The 18062-nt window shown below is 37.4% G+C and carries 15 protein-coding genes; 1 reads left to right on the top strand and 14 read right to left on the bottom strand.

The window, feature by feature from the left end; genetic code table 11:
• Window positions 1-138: 138 nt before the first annotated feature.
• The 14 genes from WFY05_RS20790 to pheT form a co-directional block, all read right to left on the bottom strand.
• Window positions 139-780 carry an SHOCT domain-containing protein gene (locus WFY05_RS20790; protein WP_340114863.1) on the bottom strand — a complete coding sequence of 214 codons (642 nt, stop codon included), beginning with the start codon at window positions 778-780 and terminating at the stop codon, window positions 139-141.
• Between the two features lie 181 nt (window positions 781-961).
• A complete protein-coding gene (locus WFY05_RS20785; protein ID WP_340114862.1) occupies window positions 962-2005 on the bottom strand; it encodes an endonuclease in 1044 nt (347 codons plus the stop codon).
• Window positions 2006-2015: 10 nt separating this feature from the next.
• A complete protein-coding gene (locus tag WFY05_RS20780) occupies window positions 2016-2936 on the bottom strand; it encodes an AlbA family DNA-binding domain-containing protein (protein ID WP_340114861.1) in 921 nt (306 codons plus the stop codon).
• Between the two features lie 417 nt (window positions 2937-3353).
• Complete coding sequence (locus tag WFY05_RS20775) at window positions 3354-6023, bottom strand: Kelch repeat-containing protein (RefSeq protein ID WP_340114860.1); 2670 nt, start codon at window positions 6021-6023, stop codon at window positions 3354-3356.
• Between the two features lie 415 nt (window positions 6024-6438).
• Window positions 6439-6762: a hypothetical protein gene (locus WFY05_RS20770; RefSeq protein WP_340114859.1), complete on the bottom strand. Its 324-nt coding sequence runs from the start codon at window positions 6760-6762 to the stop codon at window positions 6439-6441.
• A 177-nt stretch (window positions 6763-6939) separates the two neighbouring features.
• Window positions 6940-7350 (bottom strand): hypothetical protein, encoded by a 411-nt coding sequence (locus WFY05_RS20765; RefSeq protein WP_340114858.1) that lies wholly within the window; start codon window positions 7348-7350, stop codon window positions 6940-6942.
• Window positions 7341-7625, bottom strand: coding sequence for a hypothetical protein (locus tag WFY05_RS20760; RefSeq protein WP_340114857.1), 285 nt, complete (start codon window positions 7623-7625; stop codon window positions 7341-7343). The genes WFY05_RS20765 and WFY05_RS20760 overlap by 10 nt, the downstream gene beginning before the upstream one ends.
• 3 nt (window positions 7626-7628) lie before the next feature.
• Entirely contained in the window at window positions 7629-7913 is a 285-nt protein-coding gene (locus WFY05_RS20755) for a helix-turn-helix domain-containing protein (RefSeq protein ID WP_340114856.1), read from the bottom strand.
• An 81-nt stretch (window positions 7914-7994) separates the two neighbouring features.
• A complete protein-coding gene (locus tag WFY05_RS20750; protein WP_340114855.1) occupies window positions 7995-8831 on the bottom strand; it encodes a hypothetical protein in 837 nt (278 codons plus the stop codon).
• Window positions 8832-8839: 8 nt separating this feature from the next.
• Window positions 8840-10156 carry a phage integrase SAM-like domain-containing protein gene (locus tag WFY05_RS20745; protein WP_340114854.1) on the bottom strand — a complete coding sequence of 439 codons (1317 nt, stop codon included), beginning with the start codon at window positions 10154-10156 and terminating at the stop codon, window positions 8840-8842.
• 305 nt (window positions 10157-10461) lie between these two features.
• Window positions 10462-10917 carry a hypothetical protein gene (locus WFY05_RS20740; protein ID WP_340114853.1) on the bottom strand — a complete coding sequence of 152 codons (456 nt, stop codon included), beginning with the start codon at window positions 10915-10917 and terminating at the stop codon, window positions 10462-10464.
• Window positions 10918-11081: 164 nt separating this feature from the next.
• The gene (locus WFY05_RS20735) at window positions 11082-12095 is read right to left on the bottom strand and encodes a phosphotriesterase family protein (RefSeq protein ID WP_340114852.1); all 1014 of its coding nucleotides are present in this window, start codon (window positions 12093-12095) and stop codon (window positions 11082-11084) included.
• A gap of 74 nt (window positions 12096-12169) precedes the next feature.
• Complete coding sequence (locus tag WFY05_RS20730; protein WP_340114851.1) at window positions 12170-13078, bottom strand: DMT family transporter; 909 nt, start codon at window positions 13076-13078, stop codon at window positions 12170-12172.
• Between the two features lie 97 nt (window positions 13079-13175).
• Complete coding sequence (gene pheT, locus WFY05_RS20725; RefSeq protein WP_340114850.1) at window positions 13176-15626, bottom strand: phenylalanine--tRNA ligase subunit beta; 2451 nt, start codon at window positions 15624-15626, stop codon at window positions 13176-13178.
• A gap of 222 nt (window positions 15627-15848) precedes the next feature.
• On the opposite strand from pheT, the gene WFY05_RS20720 reads away from it, so the two are divergent.
• Entirely contained in the window at window positions 15849-17969 is a 2121-nt protein-coding gene (locus tag WFY05_RS20720; RefSeq protein WP_340114849.1) for a M3 family metallopeptidase, read from the top strand.
• The last annotated feature ends 93 nt before the right edge of the window (window positions 17970-18062 follow it).

Here is an 18062-nt window from a genome sequence, read left to right as displayed (position 1 = left end):
GTAGCAAGAGATTGATTAAATACAGCTCTATTTCATCCCATATCAACAATTTAGCTTCTTTCTTAAGCCAGAAGACTAAGTATACCACCCGAAGGGGAAAATTGCTGTGTCACACTTTTGAAATTGGGATTAGTGGATTTAAACCAAAATTTTAGCTTTCTCCGCTTGAAATTCCTCTTCATTAATAATGCCCTTTTCTTTTAATTCGGCAAGTTTCTCAAGTTGTGAATACTTATCTGTTTGTTTGATGTTGATTTCAGATTCAGGAGTTTTTGTAGTTTCTTCATTTTCATGGATACCTTTTTTCATATAGCCATTCTTCACAAATTCTGGGAATCCATATTGCCTTCTGATAAACTGAAACGAGGATTGCTGTTGAATGTATTTAAAGTTGTTAAATCCATTTCTTACTGCTTTATCTATGTAATAAAAAGTCTTTTCCTTGTCTTGTTTACGTGAATAACATTCTGCAAGACCTATAAAGATGGTCTTAGATTTCGGATTAAATTTTAATGCCTCATTAAGTAATTCTGTTGCTTCATCATATTTCTTGTTATTGAATTTCTGTATTCCTTTTTTGTATAACTGAGTAGCTTCTGGTGTTAGTACAGCACCTGTATACTTTTGAATATTCGGTGATGCAATAGCAAATAAAAGTCCAATTAATGGGCTGAACAATATGCAAATTACTAGCAGTCCCCCAAAACCGATTTTTTTATCTTTCCCCAGAGATGCAACAACAATTGAAAGTACAATCCATGCTAAGATTAAAATGACCATGATTTATGTTTAAAGATTAGTTTTTTAAAACTACCACAAACGATTGATTTTACAACTAAATTCATTTTTAAATTGGCTTTCATTGTCTCCCATATCATCGAACTAGGCACTTTCTATAATTTTATGACACATCATGTTGTAGAGAAATTAAAAGCCTCATATCAGACTTTTACAGAAACAATCACTGAATGATAAGCTTTGAATTGTAAACTTTGTTATTAGAAGAAATATGCAATAGATAAACTCCAGGATTAAGGCATTGAATTGATACTCTCTGTTCAACTTCAAAATCCTTTATCTTTTCACTACTCAAAGAATAGATTGCCCCATGTGCCGGTTCACTAATATCAATATTTATGAAATCTGTTGCAGGATTAGGATAGATTCTGAACCCAGATTGATTAATCAATACGGCAGAAGTTGCGTCTCCCCATATACTTTCAACGTATTCGGGATGATCTATAAATGGATTGCGGTTATTTTGATAGCTGTATATTACGTCATTCCTTCTGATCTCAAAGCTATCCACTGGGTCAGTATTATGCCATTCTAATAGTGTAGAAAGTTTACCAAAATATCCTTTCCCTGTTTCGTTTAAATCAAAAGTGTTTACTTGATCTACCAATTCCAAGTCTGGCTCTCTGTTCTCTCCTTCGTACCTTGTGGCCATGTAAAATAGTATTCTCGCAACATCTCCTTTTACTTCATCGCGTGGTTCCCATGAATCACTATCATAAAAACAATCCGTTGCACCGTCACCATCAATATATTGAGTGCCTCCGTTATCGAAGTCCTTATTACTACGTGCTGAATTTATTGAATTATCGCATGGTTTTAGGTTATGTAAATCCGTTCCAACTCCGATATCGTCTGTGTCAAAACTTCCGTGTGATTTCGCCCATGTGTGTTCCCTTGTCCATCCGTTACCGCTGTTGTATTCTTGTGCAGCGTTAACACTCCATCCTGAATAGATAAGAATGACATTGTCTGAATTTGTTGTGTCCTTGTCAGATTCCTTCAATATATCCCATGTGTCAGTTGATGAAGATGTATAAGGATAGGTTGTTTGACCTTTGATAATAGTGTACAGAGCTGTTTTAAGCTGTTCACCTGTTAGTCCTGTTGCTGAAGCATAGTAACCTTCGGGTACTTGGGCACAAGACAATGAAGCATATCTTAATAAGAAAACTATTACGACGGCAACAACAATTCGGCTTTTTTTCATAAGAAAAACATTAATCTTCAAGTAGAATTTCTTTGAGTCTATCTGGTTTTATTTTTATTTCGTCTTTTCCTCCGGGATAAAACAAAACAAAGTTTATCTCCATTTGATCAGCAGCACTTAATAAACTGTCCCATGGGATTTCAAAGTTAAATTGAATAGCTTTTATCCTTTCGTCTTGGTATATTGGCGAAAAACCTACCGTTGAAACCTTTACCTTATTTGATTTTAATATTGTATAATCATTGTTTCTGTTAATGTCATTTTTCTCCCAGCTAACATTCATTCCCTTGATGGCATTTATGAGGTATGCGTTTACTTTATATTCGTTTTCGGGTTTTTCTCCATCGTTGTAAACATGGGCTTCACAATGGAACATTTTATTATCATCATTATCGGGTGCTACAGAATGAAGGATATAACCCGCCAAACTTAACTTTGATCTGACTTTTCTTCCATATAGTTGTCGAATCTCATACTCTTCCATCGGTACAGATTCAAAATTGTAACGCCTGTAAAATCTTTTGTCCTTACTAATATGTGGGGCTTCAATACTGGATGGGATTTTAACGACGTATACCGTTCTTTCAATATCTTTATCAAATCGAATTGGGTAAATTTTTAGGTCAGGGATGCTACGGTGAATTGTTGAACTAATAATTTGCTCCAACCATTCCTTACTAAATTCATTGCCATTAATAAAGGATAATGAATGAGCTCTATTGTTTTCTTCGTGTATGCCATAGACAATTATTCCGCCATCTGAATTAGCAAAAGCAGAAACATCTTTTGAAATCTCTTTTTTCTTTGATTCGGTTCTTGCTAAAGCCTCACCTGCCTTAAACTCAATATTAATAGATTCCTCAATTTCATTTTCAATAAATGATTTGATCGTACTTTCGTCATAATCATCAAGTTTATGGAGTTCTTTCATTGCATTATCTTGTATTTGGATTTGTTCTTATTTCGAAGTCAATATACAAATTAAGGTTCTTTTGGTCTGTCAGTTTTTCAATCTTTTCGATTCTGTTTTCTTCCCGAAAATACCACACTTCATAAAATTCATCTTCCCATAAATATAGATTTATGTGATAGTTGTAGTATTGACGGACACCAATATATTTGCCTTCTGCAGGTATGCTTTTGTATTTCATTTTCAGAATGTGATGGTCTAATTTAGCGATGATTTAGAAAATGACATACATACAAATAAGAATATTAGCCGAACAAGATTAGGCTATCTAATTAAATTCTTCAGATTCAACTTTATTTAAATTTAGTCAGGTATGTGGCATAGTATTTCTGAAAAGGTGGATTTATAAAAATTCTATCATATAACATTTATACCGTCTTAGTCAAGATTAAATTCCCAAAAATCATTGGTGTTTTCAGTAGTACAGCCATTATTGATAAATTTAGTTCCAACTCCAATGTAACCCTTACCATTCAGTGAAAATCCACCTGGATAACAAATCTTATCACCCGGAAGGGTTCCAATTAATTCCCAATTATTAGTATTGGGACTATATTCATATAAATCACCGAGAGTATTATACACGTATCCTTTATCTTCTATTGCGAATCCTTGTCCATATGTGGAACGAACATAGGCTTTTTCAGTCCATGTATCATTATACGAATTATATTCCCAAAAACCACTATTAGTTCCTGTAACATAACCTTTCCCGTTTATTGTGAATGTGGCAGTTCCATCTATATAACATCCATTGTTTCCATCAGCAAAACACGGATGGTTATTCATTCGTTTCCAGGAGTTTGTACTTGGATTATATTGATAAAAATCTAACTTACCACTTCCGCCTAATCCAACATAACCCATTCCATTAATGGAAAAACCAAAGCCATAGTTGTCATAGTAGTTGCTGGCATAAATTGGAAAATCTTTCTTCCTTGTCCAGCTATTGTTATCTGGATTGTACATCCATAGTTGATTATATCCGACAACATAAAACTTATCATCCACCACAAAATTTGGTGATTCCCAGCCATTGTGCCCCCATATTGCATTAGGAATATTAGCTTTTTTCAACCACGTATCTGACGATTGTTGATACTCCCATAATTCATGAGTTTCCGTAACCCCAATATAGCCTTTCGTTGAAGTAGAAAATGAGAGTGGTCTTCTCATTCCCACTGCAGGAAAATCTCTTTTATGAGTCCAGTTAACAGTTGAATTATTGCTGATATTAACTGTGAAAGTTACCTCTCTCAGAGGTTCATCGTTACTTCCTGTATATTGAATAGGTTCTAACCATGCTTTAGCTTTTATAACATATTGTCCTGGAGAATCAGGTAGTTTCCAATATTTTAAGGAAGCTATTCCATTATTATCCGTTGAAGTAATATTATACAATCCGTGTTGAGAGTTTAATTCACTTTCAAATGGCCAACTACCTCTGCCATCGTCAATGCACTGATAAACTACAGTAATTCCCTCAATTCCAACATTGGGATTTGCTCTATCAATTACTTTAACCTTCAAAATATCTTCTTTTGAATCCCCACAAAAAAAATCATTCAAAGTAACAAATGATTGATTATTAGGATATGATAACATTTGATTAGCGTTGTTGTGGTTGTAATTATAATTGTATAAATCAGATAGATGGATTAAGTCGTAGTTGAAAATTGAAATTGGTCTGGATAAATATAAATCCCCCATAACTGAAAATTCATTTCTGTAATCATTTGAAGACCCATATTCTTCACCAAAACTGAAAATATGTCCAATTTCATGGGTTACTACTCTCTCAATATCAAAACCACCTGAGTAATTATTACTGACTAGACCAAATGTTGATCTCCAATTGGTATAATTTTTATTTAGAACAATTGCCCATTCTTTATAAAACAACTTTTTGACAAGTTTACCACCCCAATTGTTGTTAAAGACAACAATGTCATAGTCTATAAAAGCTTCTGAATTGTTAGCGCAATCTATTTTTATATGGGATGATTGATCCTGTTTGTATTTAAATTCAATTCCTAATTTTTGTGAATATGTATTCCATTTATTAAAACTACGGATGATGTCTCTTTTCTGATATCTATTAACATCATTTATTCCATAAGGCATATCAGCATTGGGAATGTAATCTTCAATATAAAAATAATATGGCGTTGATTGTTCTTTAATTCTAAATTCTTCCTTATTCACACCTCCCCATATACTGAAGTGATTAATTTTGAATTCAACAGAATTTTCATTCTCTAGGTATCTGCATCTATTCCAAACAATCCATTCAGTAATTAATGAAAATTGACCAAAGCTAATTGGAATAATTTCCTCACTTGAGGGCTTAGGAATATTCAATTTTGCTACTATATCTTTATTGAATTTGAAACCATCTGGTAAAAATTCAAAAGCATGTGTTAAAACATCTCTATATTTTGTTGGCAAGTCTGGCAATATATCTTGTACACTAATATATATTGGTTCATCAACTGCACCATTGTCAATTTTCAGCTCTAGATTACCATTGAGAAAAATAAAACTCCCACCATTAGGAGTTATGTAAGCATGATTTTCTTTAACTTCGCCATCAATCCAGATAACAAGAAAACTTCCAAATTCACTTCTTAACTCCACTTCAATCTCAGATTGTTCTGTCAATCCACAAATTTCTTTTTCCAAACAACCTACTTCTAAATTAAAATCTTTTGTCCCAAAAATTTCTTCACCATCAACTTTGACTAATGCACTTGAAACCCTTTTCGTTCCATCTTCATTACCATTCTTTATTTTCAACACAAAACAGTCTTCAAAGTGCTGTAAATCTTCACTACCAATTTTCATTGTTACAGCCTTTGGTTTCCCATCTTCCCTCGTAAAGGTTTCTTCTCCCCAATAGGTGACCATTTCTCCTTCCAATTCACCTGCTTTGAGATTTACGAGTTCATCTTCAATTTGCATTTCCTGTTCTTCCTGACAGGAATTAAGAAATAATACAGGCATCAAAGCCATTAATAATACTGCGAGTTTGATTGCTGATTTTTGCATGATTGTACGTTTTTAGGTTAGACCACTTATTTTTTATTATTAATCACATTAATTCCATTCACCCTGCTCTAAACAGCAATGTTTCCTGGCTCACTTAATTGGGGTACAAGAAATACCCATTATTTGTCCATGTGATTTAATGACTGGTGTTTGGATCAAGAAATTCGCTTAAGGGACTTTCAAGGTATATAACATTGTTACACGAGTCAATATTGAACATTAGCTTTTATCAAAATGGGACTAATATGGAATGAATCTAATCATTCTTGGATCTTATATGATGAGGTGTTACATCATTGAAGTAAGTCTTTTCCTCTGGCCATCAAACACGCTCTTATTGCCTCCCATATTAACCATTTATAGCCCTTCTCTCAGATTATGACCAATCATACCCAAATAACACAAAAGCCCTGTATCACACTTTTTCAAAAAAGGCATTCAACGGATTCTGTTCCTGCATAACCTTGCTTTCAATCTGCCAGCCTTTTCCCATTTCGTGTGCTTCTTTGCCTGTAACAGGATAATATTTCCGTGTCCCGTTATCTTCCACCAAATAAACACAGACAGGAAAAGCGGTGTTTCTTTCAATGCTCGAACCGTTAACTTTTGACAGCAATTTGTTTTTATATTCTTTCATTGCTTTTTGTCGTGCCTCTAATAGAGTATTTGCTTTAAAAATCAGTTGTGTTTGTTCGTTGTCATTTTCACGAACTGCATAATAGTATTTTATTGCTTCCATTATTCGCTGTTTAATCGTCGCCTAAAACGTGAATTTATTTTTTTACAATAGTTCTTATTTAAAGGAAAAAATCAGTTTCAATTTCATTTTCAAAGCCAGATTCAAATACACTTTCATATTCATATTCATATTCAGAGTTTGCTATATGTTTTGCCATGGCAAAAGCCATAGCAAAAATCACTCAGGAGGAATCGGTTTCTTTTTAGCATAACGCGCGTTTGCACCTTTTTTCCCGGATTTTGATTTCTTTAAGCTCTCAATGTTGTCTTCAACCATTCTTTTCTGAACAAGACAATCGCTGTTAATTTGCATCACATTCTCATCAACGAGTTCAGTTAATCCTTGTTTAATTGTTGCTACATCCCAAGGAAAGTGTTTTGAAAGCTTCGACGCAAAATTCGTTAAGGCGTCTTCTGATTTCTTGTCCTTTGGCTTTAAACAAATTTTTCCATATTCATTTGACTTGTGCATCACACACATTGTTTTAATACAGACTCCAGTTGCTTCTGCAGAACATTCCATTAACTTTTCATCAGTCAAAAAATCCTGCACATACAACGGGAAATAGGGTTGATCTCTTAGTGCCATTTGTTACCTCCTTTGTTTAATTCGTTATACTTCTTAACTGCTCTATCATAACTACGATACGACCAAGCCCAAATACCAAAACCTTTGCTTGTGGGATATGAGACTTTTTGTCCTTCAAATCTCGTGTTTATACGTCTTTTAAAGACTTCATAATAGATCACATCCTCCCCCATGTCAACTTCATATACATAAGCCTTTTCAGAAGCTTCCTTTTGGGTAAAGGCAAAACCTTTCATCTCACCAATACCAATCTTTGTTTTGTCTAATTCAGTCATGGCTTAGTGTTTTAATGGTTTAAGGGCTGCTTCTACTTCATTCCTTTTATAATACACTCTATTACCAATGCCATAGGCTTTTAATTTGCCCTTGTTGGTATAGTTCCAAATGGTTGTCAAGTCCACCTTTAGCATATCCTTGACTTCATTCCTGGTTAAAAACTCTGTTGGTTCTTTTAGTTGGAAATTCTTTTTTAATTCATCCAACTGTTCTTTTACACCATCGATAATAGCTTGCTGAAGCTGTTCTGGTGTTACCTGAATAAATTGCAAATAATTTTCTCTCATATTCTTTGTTTTAGAATTATGAGAGCAAAGGAAAATTAGGGATTAATGAGGGAAAATTAGGGATTCCCTAAAAATGCATAATTAGCTTGATTTTGTATTTACAAATCCAAGTCTATTAAGCTTTTTAATAACTCTTTCAACATTATCTGTTGTTAGTGGATTGTTTTTTTGAATTGCATCTGAATATATTGGATTCAAGTATGGTTGAGCTGTTTTGTATTGAATATCAGTGAAAGTACTAACCATTTCTGCGAGTTTGTTTACACTAAAATATCCTAATTCCGACTCCATTTTGTTTTTTAAATAATCCAGTATTCCAAGTTCGTGAAGAAATACTATTCTTTCTGCTTTTGAATTATTAGAGAAATCAATCGGTACATGTTCTTCAACCGGGTTGTTAATTGGATTCTTAATGATTTCCGCTTTGCGTTTAAGAAGATCAAGTTTCTTCTTGCGCGAATAATACAAATTGGCCGCAAGTTCGGAATTTGTCAGAAGTAAAGAATAGTATTCATCGTGCTTAAAACCTAAATATACCCAGTCTCTTTCAAAATCAGGTCTTCCTTCTCTAATTGTATCATCTGGATCTTTTATCCATAAAGAGCGAGAAATAATCATTGACTCCTCTTCTATAAAATCGAGAATAGTTGAATCTTGAAACTTCGAGCAAAATTCTTCTTTTCTCGAGTTAAAAGTATGTTCATATGCAATTAAGGGGCAAAACTCCCAATAAAATAATTCCTCTCTGCTTTTATGATATAATTCAATTATGACCTTCTCAAATTCTTGTTCATCCAATAACCTTGGTTGACTGTAGGTTTTTATTCCTTGACTTAGGTTTATTGAAACAAATTTGTTTAAATATTCCTCATACTTAGCAAATAGTACAACAGATTCATTCTTTATTGGTGCGGTCATAGTCTATATTAGTTTGCTTCTTTCATTAGGGTGAGTTGTGGTTCTTTTTTATCCTTCTGAGCTTCTTTCTGCCAGTATTCAGCCAACTGAACAGAGAAGTCCTTTGCAGGCTTACCAATATACTCTAAAAATTGCTTTTCCGTGCTGTGAGCTGTGATGTTTATTAGCAATGCCGTTGGTGTGTCAGCATAGAAGTTGGTAGCAAATGACCTTCTGCAAATATGAGAGCTTACAAGTTCCCATTTTTCATATGTACCATGTATTTTCCGATACACCTTTGGTTTGGCCTTCTCGTCAAGACAAACCATTTTGCTCCCTTCCATTCGTCCTTTTATGCCTGCAAGTTTGCAAATATCCTTAATGTGAAGATTGAAATTAACCGCACTTAATGACTCTGGGAAAGACCAATTGCGTTTTTCAAGTATAGGTTTAATCTTGTCATGAATAGGTATTGCCACCTCTTTACCTGTTTTCTTTTGGGTTAATACGATCATTTTAAAGCCTCCCATATCCTGTATATTTGAACTTTTTAGCTCCAATAGGTCAGAAACTCTTTGACCGATATAACAACCGATTAAAAGCCAGTCTTTGGCGTTCTCCAAAGCTTCGCGTGTGAATGGTGTTTTTTCTATCAAATCTAATTCTTCAAAGCTAAGATATGGGAATGTTTTTTCTTCAGTAAAGCCTTTTATTTTGTCTAGATGTTTATGTGTTTCAATCTCATTTTCGCGTGCATCTAAACATACCGTTTTAACGAACTTGATGTATCTTCCGACTGTATTAGAAGACAATTTCTCAACATCTTCCAAATACTTCATAAAGTCAGTTCTAAACCGTGTGTTAACATCACGTACAAAGAATATCTTCCTCTGATTATTTTCGAATGCAGAAAGCTTATTCTTAATTGTTGTGTACTTTTTTATTGTAGATTCTGAAACACCATGCTTTCCATTTTTGTAGACCTTGTCTGGAAGAGATTCTATAAAGTAATCACAATAATTAGTTAGCCGATCAAGGTCTGTTTTCTCCTTTTTGTTATTAACCTCATCTATGGATTTTTCCAACCACAAACCATCAATCTCATTACCTGCACTTATAGCTTCATTTAGTTTTATACCTAATTGTGCTTTTAGTTGTTCAAGCTTCGATTTAAACCGTTTAAGGTCTTCATCATTTTGTTTTGGATAGCCGGTTGTACTCCAGTCAGACGGATTGATCACATAGCCTGTTTTGCGCTTGATGCTTTTACCCTTGCTTAGTGAAAGCCTTACATAAATGTTAGTAGGATTCTTTTTACCCTGAATGAGGAATTTGAACGTTGCCATAATTAATAAGTTTGAACATTTGAACTATTACAAATATACAAATATTAGTCATTATTTAGTCAGCCAAATGACAATTTTAGTCAACCTGTTTCAATTTAGTTCAATTACTCATGTACATCAATAGTCTCCATATGCGCTTATTATATTGGATTTATAGTGTATTTATCACATATGCAAAAATCGCACAAATTGATATATTTCAGTCCCGCCAGCTCCACTTTTAAAGGCTACATGTTAAGATGAAATGAATCAAGGCGTTGACATTCAACGCTTTTTGTTTTGGAGGATTTCAATATTAACCTTATTCACAACATCCCTGGCAACACATAAAACACAGCAATTAACACAATCGTTAGTGATGAAACTCCAACAGGAAACCATACCGGTGCGATCCACGGGCGTGGAATCAGGAACAACACATCGGTTGTAGTTAATCGCGGTGGCCATTTAATGACCACATAGAGCGATACATAATAAAACAGATCCCAAAATGCAAATGTCCAAAGAAAAACCACGATACGATCGAGCCAGGACTGGCCAACTAAGTACGCCAGGGCAAGCAACATGACAATGGTGGCGGCCTCGCGTGTCATTTCAATTCGAATGTAGCGCCGGGGAACTTTTTCGAGCAATTCTTTATTTCCTACTTCTGTATTTTTTTCAGGCATCCCAATGGCTTTTCTCAGGTAAACCACCACCACACCTTCAACATGAGCCATGGCAACACCAAAAACTGCCAGTAATAAGAATTGCAAAAACATGATTCACTAATTTTTATAGCTTGTTTTCGTATAAACTACTATTCAATTTACGAATACATTTTCACATTAAAATATTTTACAGTGCTGTTTTGTTGTGTTTGACAATTTGACCATTATTAAAAGGAAAACATCATAACCGGAATACCCTTGCCACCCGAAAATGACTATTCTTCACCGATCAATCGTTTCTTAATTCTGAAAGCTTCCACCGGATTTTTAAAGAAGACCTGGAATATATCGTATTGCGCAACACCGGCATCTTCGAGTGCCGGGATCAGATAATTTTCAATGTCAGTAAATCCCCTGAATTCGCCACCATCAGGTTCGCCGGGCTTATACCAGCCGGCGTCGTGCGAGAACAGCAGAGAATGCAGCGCAGCATGTTTTTTCATAAACAAGAAAAACTCGACATAGCGCTCAGCATCTTCGGGCCTGAATTTATCCCACGAAATAAAAGCTCCCATTTTTGCAGCCTCAAGAAGTTTATTAAAATCTTTCTCATCGCTGGCGTGTGTCCATATAAATGCAGAAGGATCGATGCCATATCCTTTTAAAATCTCGAGTTGTTGAAAGGCCGGAGTTGCCGGGCCGGTGTGCGACATGATTGTCAAGCCGGTTTCGAGGTGGGTGAGACAGGCAGCTTCCACAATTTTTCGATTAATAGGCTGAAGTGGCCCTCTTTCAACTGAAATCTTAATAAACCCGGGGTATACATCAGTTCCTTCAATGCCATTGTTTGCTTCATCGATCCAGCGGGCTGCAATTTCTTCAGCGGTTTCGGTAAAGGCATGTTGAGGTAAAAACTTTCCGTCGTAAGCCGAATAGTATCCGGTATTTGTAATGATCTGCACTCCTGATTTCTCGGAAAGTGTTTTTAATAATTCCGGATCGCGCCCCAGGTAAGCCGGAGTACAATCGACCAGGGTTTTATAATTCAGCTTTTTTATCTCTACGAGATAGGGCAGCACTTTTTCCACTACTTCAGGTTTATTCCAGCGGTGATAACCGGTGCTGTCGGCACCAATAAAATCAACCAGCAGGTGTTCGTGAGCCAGAGTTTTTCCCATTTTCTTAATGGGTATGCCACCTGTAACAGCAGTTATTTCAGGTATATCGGAAGAACAGGAGATTAAAACGAGGATGGAAATTAAGACAATTAAAAAACGTTTTGCGTACATCTGATTTTGTTTTCTGTGAAGATAAACAATTAAATGTGTGCAGGGTTTAGATAATTTTGCAGAATGGAGCGAAGTTATTTAACTGCCTTCTGAGGTCGGCGAACTACAAGGAAAGCGCCGCTTAAAAGAATGAAAGCTCCGAGTATAGTCACCGGGGTGAATCGCTCGTGTTGTACCCACGATACATCCATTCTGGTGAGGATTCCCATCGTAATAAAAGTGATCATCGGATTCATAATTAGAATAATGCTGACCTTGTTGGCTTCGATGTACTGTAAAGCTTTTGCCAGATAAGTATAGGCTACAAAGGTATTCATCCCCAGGAAAATGAGAAGTAGCCACCAGGTCCAGTGCAGATGCAATAGGGGAGAAAGATCCAGAAATGGAATGTAAATAATGGCAGGCAATCCAAATAAAACAAGATTAAGACTGTTTACAGGGTGCTTGACTACCAGTTTCTTTTGAAGAATGGCATAGGTGGTCCAGGCAGCTGCACTCGAAAATGTGAACAGAATTCCTGTGTTGTAACTTCCTTTAGCTTCGAAAAACGCAGACAACTGGTCGCGGTAAAAAAATACAAAGCCAACGATGGCTACCGCAAAACCCAAAATTTGTTTTTTATGCAGCGGTTCCTTAAAAAGAACAAAACCGGCAGTAGCCAGCAACAAGGGGCCACTTTGAATAATCAGGTTGGCATTGCTGGGTGTGGTATAATGAACCCCAAGCATGTATCCCATATAATTCCACGAAAGTGCCAGTGCCGCCAGAATCAACAATATTGGAGGTTTGGTTATTATTTTGAAGGAGGATGAATTTTTAGCAGCCAACCAACCGGCAAGAGCAATAAAAGCAATTACAAAACGAAACCAGACAACGGTAACCGGATCGACTTCGCGAACCGCTATTTTTAATGCAATACCCAGAAAACCCCACAAAAAGGCAGTTACGGCAGCGTAAATAATTCCTTTTGTGTGGTTTTGCATAAGCCGAACTTCTACGAAAATTTAGTTATCCAATAAACGGAACGCAGTTCGATCAAAATTGAAATACATTTACTCAATGCATGTGAAAGCCGAAATACTAACGCAACCCGGCGCCCAATTCGCGTTCAAATGCCATGATCAGTCGCTTCATGCTTTTATCGATCTGTTTGTCGTTCAGTGTTTTGTTGTCATCACGAAGGATGAAGCTAACGGCATACGATTTTTTCCCTTCCGGCACACCTTTGCCTTCGTAAACATCAAAAAGATCAACGTCGCGCAAAATCTGGCGTTCCGACTTATAAGCCAGTTCTTTTATCTGATTGAACTGTACTTTTTTGTCGATCAATAGAGCCAGGTCTCGGCGAACGGCCGGGAATTTCGGCAATTCGTTGAATAATATCTGATGTTTCTTATGCAACTGGAAAACATTATCCCAATTAAAATCGGCATAATAAACCGGTGCATCAACATCGAACTTTTTAAGATGTGAGCCGGCAACAATACCCAGTTCCAAAACCACTTTATTGTTGTACGAATAACTCAAGCCATCCGAAAACAGTTCGCTTTCCGATTCATCAACCTGGATAGTATGATTCAGAAGTCCCAATCTTTTCAGGATCTTTTCAGCGTAGCTTTTCAATCCATAGAATGAAGCCTCTTCCTCTTTTGTCGTCCAGTTTTCCTGTTCCTTGTTACCGGTAATAAACAATCCCAGGTGATTTTCTTCCCAGTAATTATTGGCCGGCTGGTCCTTTAACTGAGTGCCTTTATAGAAATAACAATTCCCGAATTCATACATCTTCAGGTTTTTGCTCTGGCGGTTGGCATTGTAGGCAATCGCCTCCAAACCACCGAACAGCAAGGTCTGACGCATTCCGTTCAGGTCGGCGCTCAAGGGATTCAGGATCATAACCGTCTGTTCTTCCTTAAAATCTTTTAATCCCTCGTAATGTGCTGCTTTGGTCAGTGAGTTCGACCAGATTTCATTGAAACCCTGTGTCGTCAGCATTTCAGCCACCAGGTTTTTAACACCGTCGGGGCTTGGCTTTTCGGCAGTTTGCAAGGACGCGTTTACCTGTGTCGGAATTTCAACGTTGTTGTATCCGTAAATTCGAAGAATTTCTTCAATAACATCGGCCTCGCGTTTTACATCAACACGATAAGGAGGAACACTGAGCGAAAGCCCGGTTTCTGTTTCGGCATCAATCTTTATTTCGAGTGAAGTGAGAATGTTTTTGATCATTTCAGCCCCCAATTCTTTCCCGATTAGTCGGGTGATATTGACGTAGCTCACTTCCACTTTAAAGTCTTCAATCGGTTCGGGATAAATATCAACGATTTCTGAAGAAATACTGCCGCCGGCAATTTCTTTGATCAGCATGGCTGCCCGTTTCAACACGTAAATGGTATTGTTCGGATCAACTCCGCGCTCGAAACGGAACGATGCATCGGTGTTCAGTCCGTGACGACGCGCCGTTTTGCGGATATAAACCGGATCGAAACAGGCACTTTCGAGGAAAATATTTCTGGTAGTTTCTTTTACTCCCGATTTAATTCCTCCAAAAACACCACCAATACACATGGCTTCTTCGGTGTTGCAGATCATCAAATCGTCTTCGTGCAATTCGCGTACTTCTTCATCAAGGGTCGTGAATTTTGTTCCGGCTACTAATGTTTTAACCACCACTTTTCCGCCGGTAATCTGGTCGGCATCGAAAGCATGAAGCGGCTGACCGGTTTCAAAAAGCACATAGTTGGTGATGTCAACTACATTATTGATAGGAGCAAGGCCGATCATTTTCAGGCGGTTTTGCAGCCACTCCGGCGACTCTTTTATTTCAACTCCAGAAATGGTGACACCGGCATAACGTGGACACGCTTCGGGTGTTCCTACTTCTACTGGAATTTCCAGATTGTGATTATCGACCTTGAAATCATTGACCGATGGTTTGGTGTATGTTGTTTTTTTTGTTTTGCTTAAGAAAGCTGCTAAATCGCGGGCAACTCCGATTAGTGAAGCACCGTCGATTCGATTGGGAGTCAAATCGATTTCAATTACCCAGTCCGACTCAATGTTGAAGAAATCTTTCGCCTGAGTTCCAACCTTTGCATTTTCATCGAGAACCATAATACCATCGTGATCGGTACCTAAGCCGATTTCATCTTCGGCACAGATCATTCCCATCGATACTTCGCCCCTGATCTTCGATTTCTTGATTTTAAATTCCTGGTCGCCATCATAAAGCGTTGTTCCAACGGTAGCTACAACCACTTTCTGCCCGGCAGCAACATTGGGGGCTCCGCAAACAATAGGTAGTGCTTCACTGGTTCCAATATTTACGGTTGTAACACTTAAATGGTCGGAATTCGAATGTTCTTCGCAGGTAAGCACCTCGCCAATAACCAATCCTTCCAGGCCGCCTTTAACTGTTTCCACTTCTTCCAGACCACCAACTTCCAGGCCGGTTTGTGTAAGAATGTCACAAATTTCTTCCGGGGTTTTATCCAGTTGTATGTAATCTTTTAACCAGGAGTAAGCTATCTTCATTTTAATCGAATTTTCTGTCTTTTTTTGAATGTGACAAAAGTAAGGATTTTTATCCGACCAACCGAACCGAAAAAGGCATCCTTTGCAATTCACACCAAAACTTTAGCATACAGGTATTTTAGCTGATTATATCACCTGAAAACCGTGAAGTCTGTCATATGAAACATAGCTATAAATGTTTATCTTGCGCGGCAAAATTGAAAATCATAATTTGTAAAAAAGATGAAGAAACTGCTGTTGTTATTTATTATCGCGGCTTTGGCGCTTGTTTCGTGTCAGTCGCAAAAAAAAGAAAGTACAAGTAATATGGATAATCCGTTTTTTAAAGAGTGGAACACGCCTTTTGGTGTACCACCATTTGATGAAATAAAGAATGCACATTTTCGCCCGGCTTTTGCAGAAGGTATGCGTTTGCACAAAGAAGAAATTGAGGCGATTGTAAATAATCCGCAAGAGCCGACTTTTGAAAATACAATGATTGCGCTGGACAAATCCGGATCGTTTTTGAATCGGGTAAGTAATGTGTTCAGCAATTTAAGCAGTGCACATACCAACGATAGTATTCAGGCCATTGAAAAAGATATTGAGCCGCAATTATCGGCACACTACGACGATATCAACCTGAATGAAGATTTGTTTAAACGTGTGAAAGCCGTTTACGAGCAACGCGATAACCTTGATTTGACAACTGAAGAAGCTCGTTTTCTTGAAAAGCAATACAAGTCGTTTGTACGTGGTGGTGCTGAACTGTCGGCCGATAAAAAAGCTCGCATGCGCGAGATCAACGGTGAATTAGCAACCCTTTCAGTACAATTTGGCGAACATGTTTTGAAAGATAATAATGCTTTCAAACTGGTTATTGAAGATGAAGCCGACCTGGAAGGTCTGCCTGCTGCTGCTGTTTCAGCTGCTGCTGCAACTGCAAAAGAAGAAGGGCAGGAGGGAAAATGGATCTTCACCATTAGCCGTCCAAGTTTGTATCCGTTCCTTACTTATTCGCCAAACCGTGAATTGCGTGAGAAATTGTACAAAGGATACATCATGAAAGGTGACAATGGTAACGAGTACGACAATAACAAAATTGTAGCCCGTATTGCTGAATTGCGCAGTGAACGTGCAAAATTGTTTGGATACAATAACCATGCAGAATACATCCTGGCAGAGAACATGGCTAAGACTCCTGAAAACGTATACGATATTTTAATCAAAGTTTGGGATAAAGCACTTCCGGTGGCTAAACATGAGGTGGTTGATATGCAGGCTATTGCCGACAAAGAAGGTGCGAAAATTAAAATTCAAGGCTGGGACTGGTGGTACTATGCCGAGAAAGTTCGCCAGGAAAAATATGCCCTAAGCGAAGAAGATGTTAAACCCTACTTCCAGGTTGATAACGTGCAGAAAGGTATTTTTACTTTGGCTAATAAGCTTTGGGGAATCACTTTTACTGAAAGAACTGATTTACCCAAATACCATAAAGATGGAAAAGTGTTTGAAGTAAAAGAGGCCGATGGCAGTACCATTGGAATTTTCTACACCGATTATTTTGCCCGACCTAGTAAACGCGGCGGTGCATGGATGAGCTCATTCCGCAAACAGGAAATGGTGGATGGCGAAGATGTACTTCCGGTAATTACAAACGTATGCAACTTTCCGTCTCCAACTGATGATATGCCTTCATTGTTGAGCTTAGATCAGGTGACAACGATGTTCCACGAGTTTGGTCATGGTTTGCACGGATTGCTTTCCGATTGCGAAACACGAACTTTGTCGGGAACGTCGGTAGCACGCGACTTTGTTGAACTGCCATCGCAGATTATGGAAAACTGGGCTTTTGAACCTGAAATGCTGGCACTGTATGCAAAACATTATAAAACGGGTGAAGCAATTCCGGATGAATTGGTTAAGAAAATCAACAATGCAGCCCATTTTAACCAGGGTTTTGTAACGATTGAATTTCTGGCAGCCGGCTTGCTCGATATGGATTACCATACCTTAAATTCAGCGGATCCGAACATGGATGTTGAAGCCTTTGAAAAAGCTTCGATGGATAAATACGGTTTGATTCCTGAAATTGCTCCACGCTACCGCAGTACTTACTTTCAGCATATTTTCGCCGGTGGTTACTCATCAGGATATTATGCTTATTTGTGGGCCGAAGTATTGGATAAAGATGCTTTCCAGGCTTTTAAAGAAAATGGTTTGTTCGATCAGGAAACTGCAAGCGCATTCCGCGAGAATGTATTATCAAAAGGTGGTTCTGATGACCCAATGAAATTGTACCTGAATTTCCGTGGTAAAGAACCGGGAATTGAGCCGCTGTTGAAAGGCAGAGGATTGCTTTAATTCTCAGTTTGTTTATAAATAACGTGAGTTCGATCTAAGAGAAAGAGCAAACACGTCTTTCTTCGACAATTTCTTCCAGGTTGAGTTTTGGCT

It is taken from the genome of Maribellus mangrovi, assembly GCF_037646455.1.
In the GTDB taxonomy this organism is placed as follows: domain Bacteria; phylum Bacteroidota; class Bacteroidia; order Bacteroidales; family Prolixibacteraceae; genus Draconibacterium; species Draconibacterium mangrovi_A.
This window is presented reverse-complemented; position numbering and strand designations above follow the sequence as displayed.

Excerpts from the sequence above, each read along its gene's own strand:
- WFY05_RS20765 (WP_340114858.1), bottom strand. The coding sequence starts at position 7,350 with ATGGCACTAAGAGATCAACCCTATTTCCCGTTGTATGTGCAGGATTTT.
- WFY05_RS20780 (WP_340114861.1), bottom strand. The coding sequence starts at position 2,936 with ATGAAAGAACTCCATAAACTTGATGATTATGACGAAAGTACGATCAAA.
- WFY05_RS20785 (WP_340114862.1), bottom strand. The coding sequence starts at position 2,005 with ATGAAAAAAAGCCGAATTGTTGTTGCCGTCGTAATAGTTTTCTTATTA.
- WFY05_RS20720 (WP_340114849.1), top strand. The coding sequence starts at position 15,849 with ATGAAGAAACTGCTGTTGTTATTTATTATCGCGGCTTTGGCGCTTGTT.
- pheT (WP_340114850.1), bottom strand. The coding sequence starts at position 15,626 with ATGAAGATAGCTTACTCCTGGTTAAAAGATTACATACAACTGGATAAA.
- WFY05_RS20750 (WP_340114855.1), bottom strand. The coding sequence starts at position 8,831 with ATGACCGCACCAATAAAGAATGAATCTGTTGTACTATTTGCTAAGTAT.
- WFY05_RS20770 (WP_340114859.1), bottom strand. The coding sequence starts at position 6,762 with ATGGAAGCAATAAAATACTATTATGCAGTTCGTGAAAATGACAACGAA.
- WFY05_RS20745 (WP_340114854.1), bottom strand. The coding sequence starts at position 10,156 with ATGGCAACGTTCAAATTCCTCATTCAGGGTAAAAAGAATCCTACTAAC.
- WFY05_RS20790 (WP_340114863.1), bottom strand. The coding sequence starts at position 780 with ATGGTCATTTTAATCTTAGCATGGATTGTACTTTCAATTGTTGTTGCA.
- WFY05_RS20735 (WP_340114852.1), bottom strand. The coding sequence starts at position 12,095 with ATGTACGCAAAACGTTTTTTAATTGTCTTAATTTCCATCCTCGTTTTA.
- WFY05_RS20740 (WP_340114853.1), bottom strand. The coding sequence starts at position 10,917 with ATGTTTTTGCAATTCTTATTACTGGCAGTTTTTGGTGTTGCCATGGCT.
- WFY05_RS20760 (WP_340114857.1), bottom strand. The coding sequence starts at position 7,625 with ATGACTGAATTAGACAAAACAAAGATTGGTATTGGTGAGATGAAAGGT.
- WFY05_RS20755 (WP_340114856.1), bottom strand. The coding sequence starts at position 7,913 with ATGAGAGAAAATTATTTGCAATTTATTCAGGTAACACCAGAACAGCTT.
- WFY05_RS20775 (WP_340114860.1), bottom strand. The coding sequence starts at position 6,023 with ATGCAAAAATCAGCAATCAAACTCGCAGTATTATTAATGGCTTTGATG.
- WFY05_RS20730 (WP_340114851.1), bottom strand. The coding sequence starts at position 13,078 with ATGCAAAACCACACAAAAGGAATTATTTACGCTGCCGTAACTGCCTTT.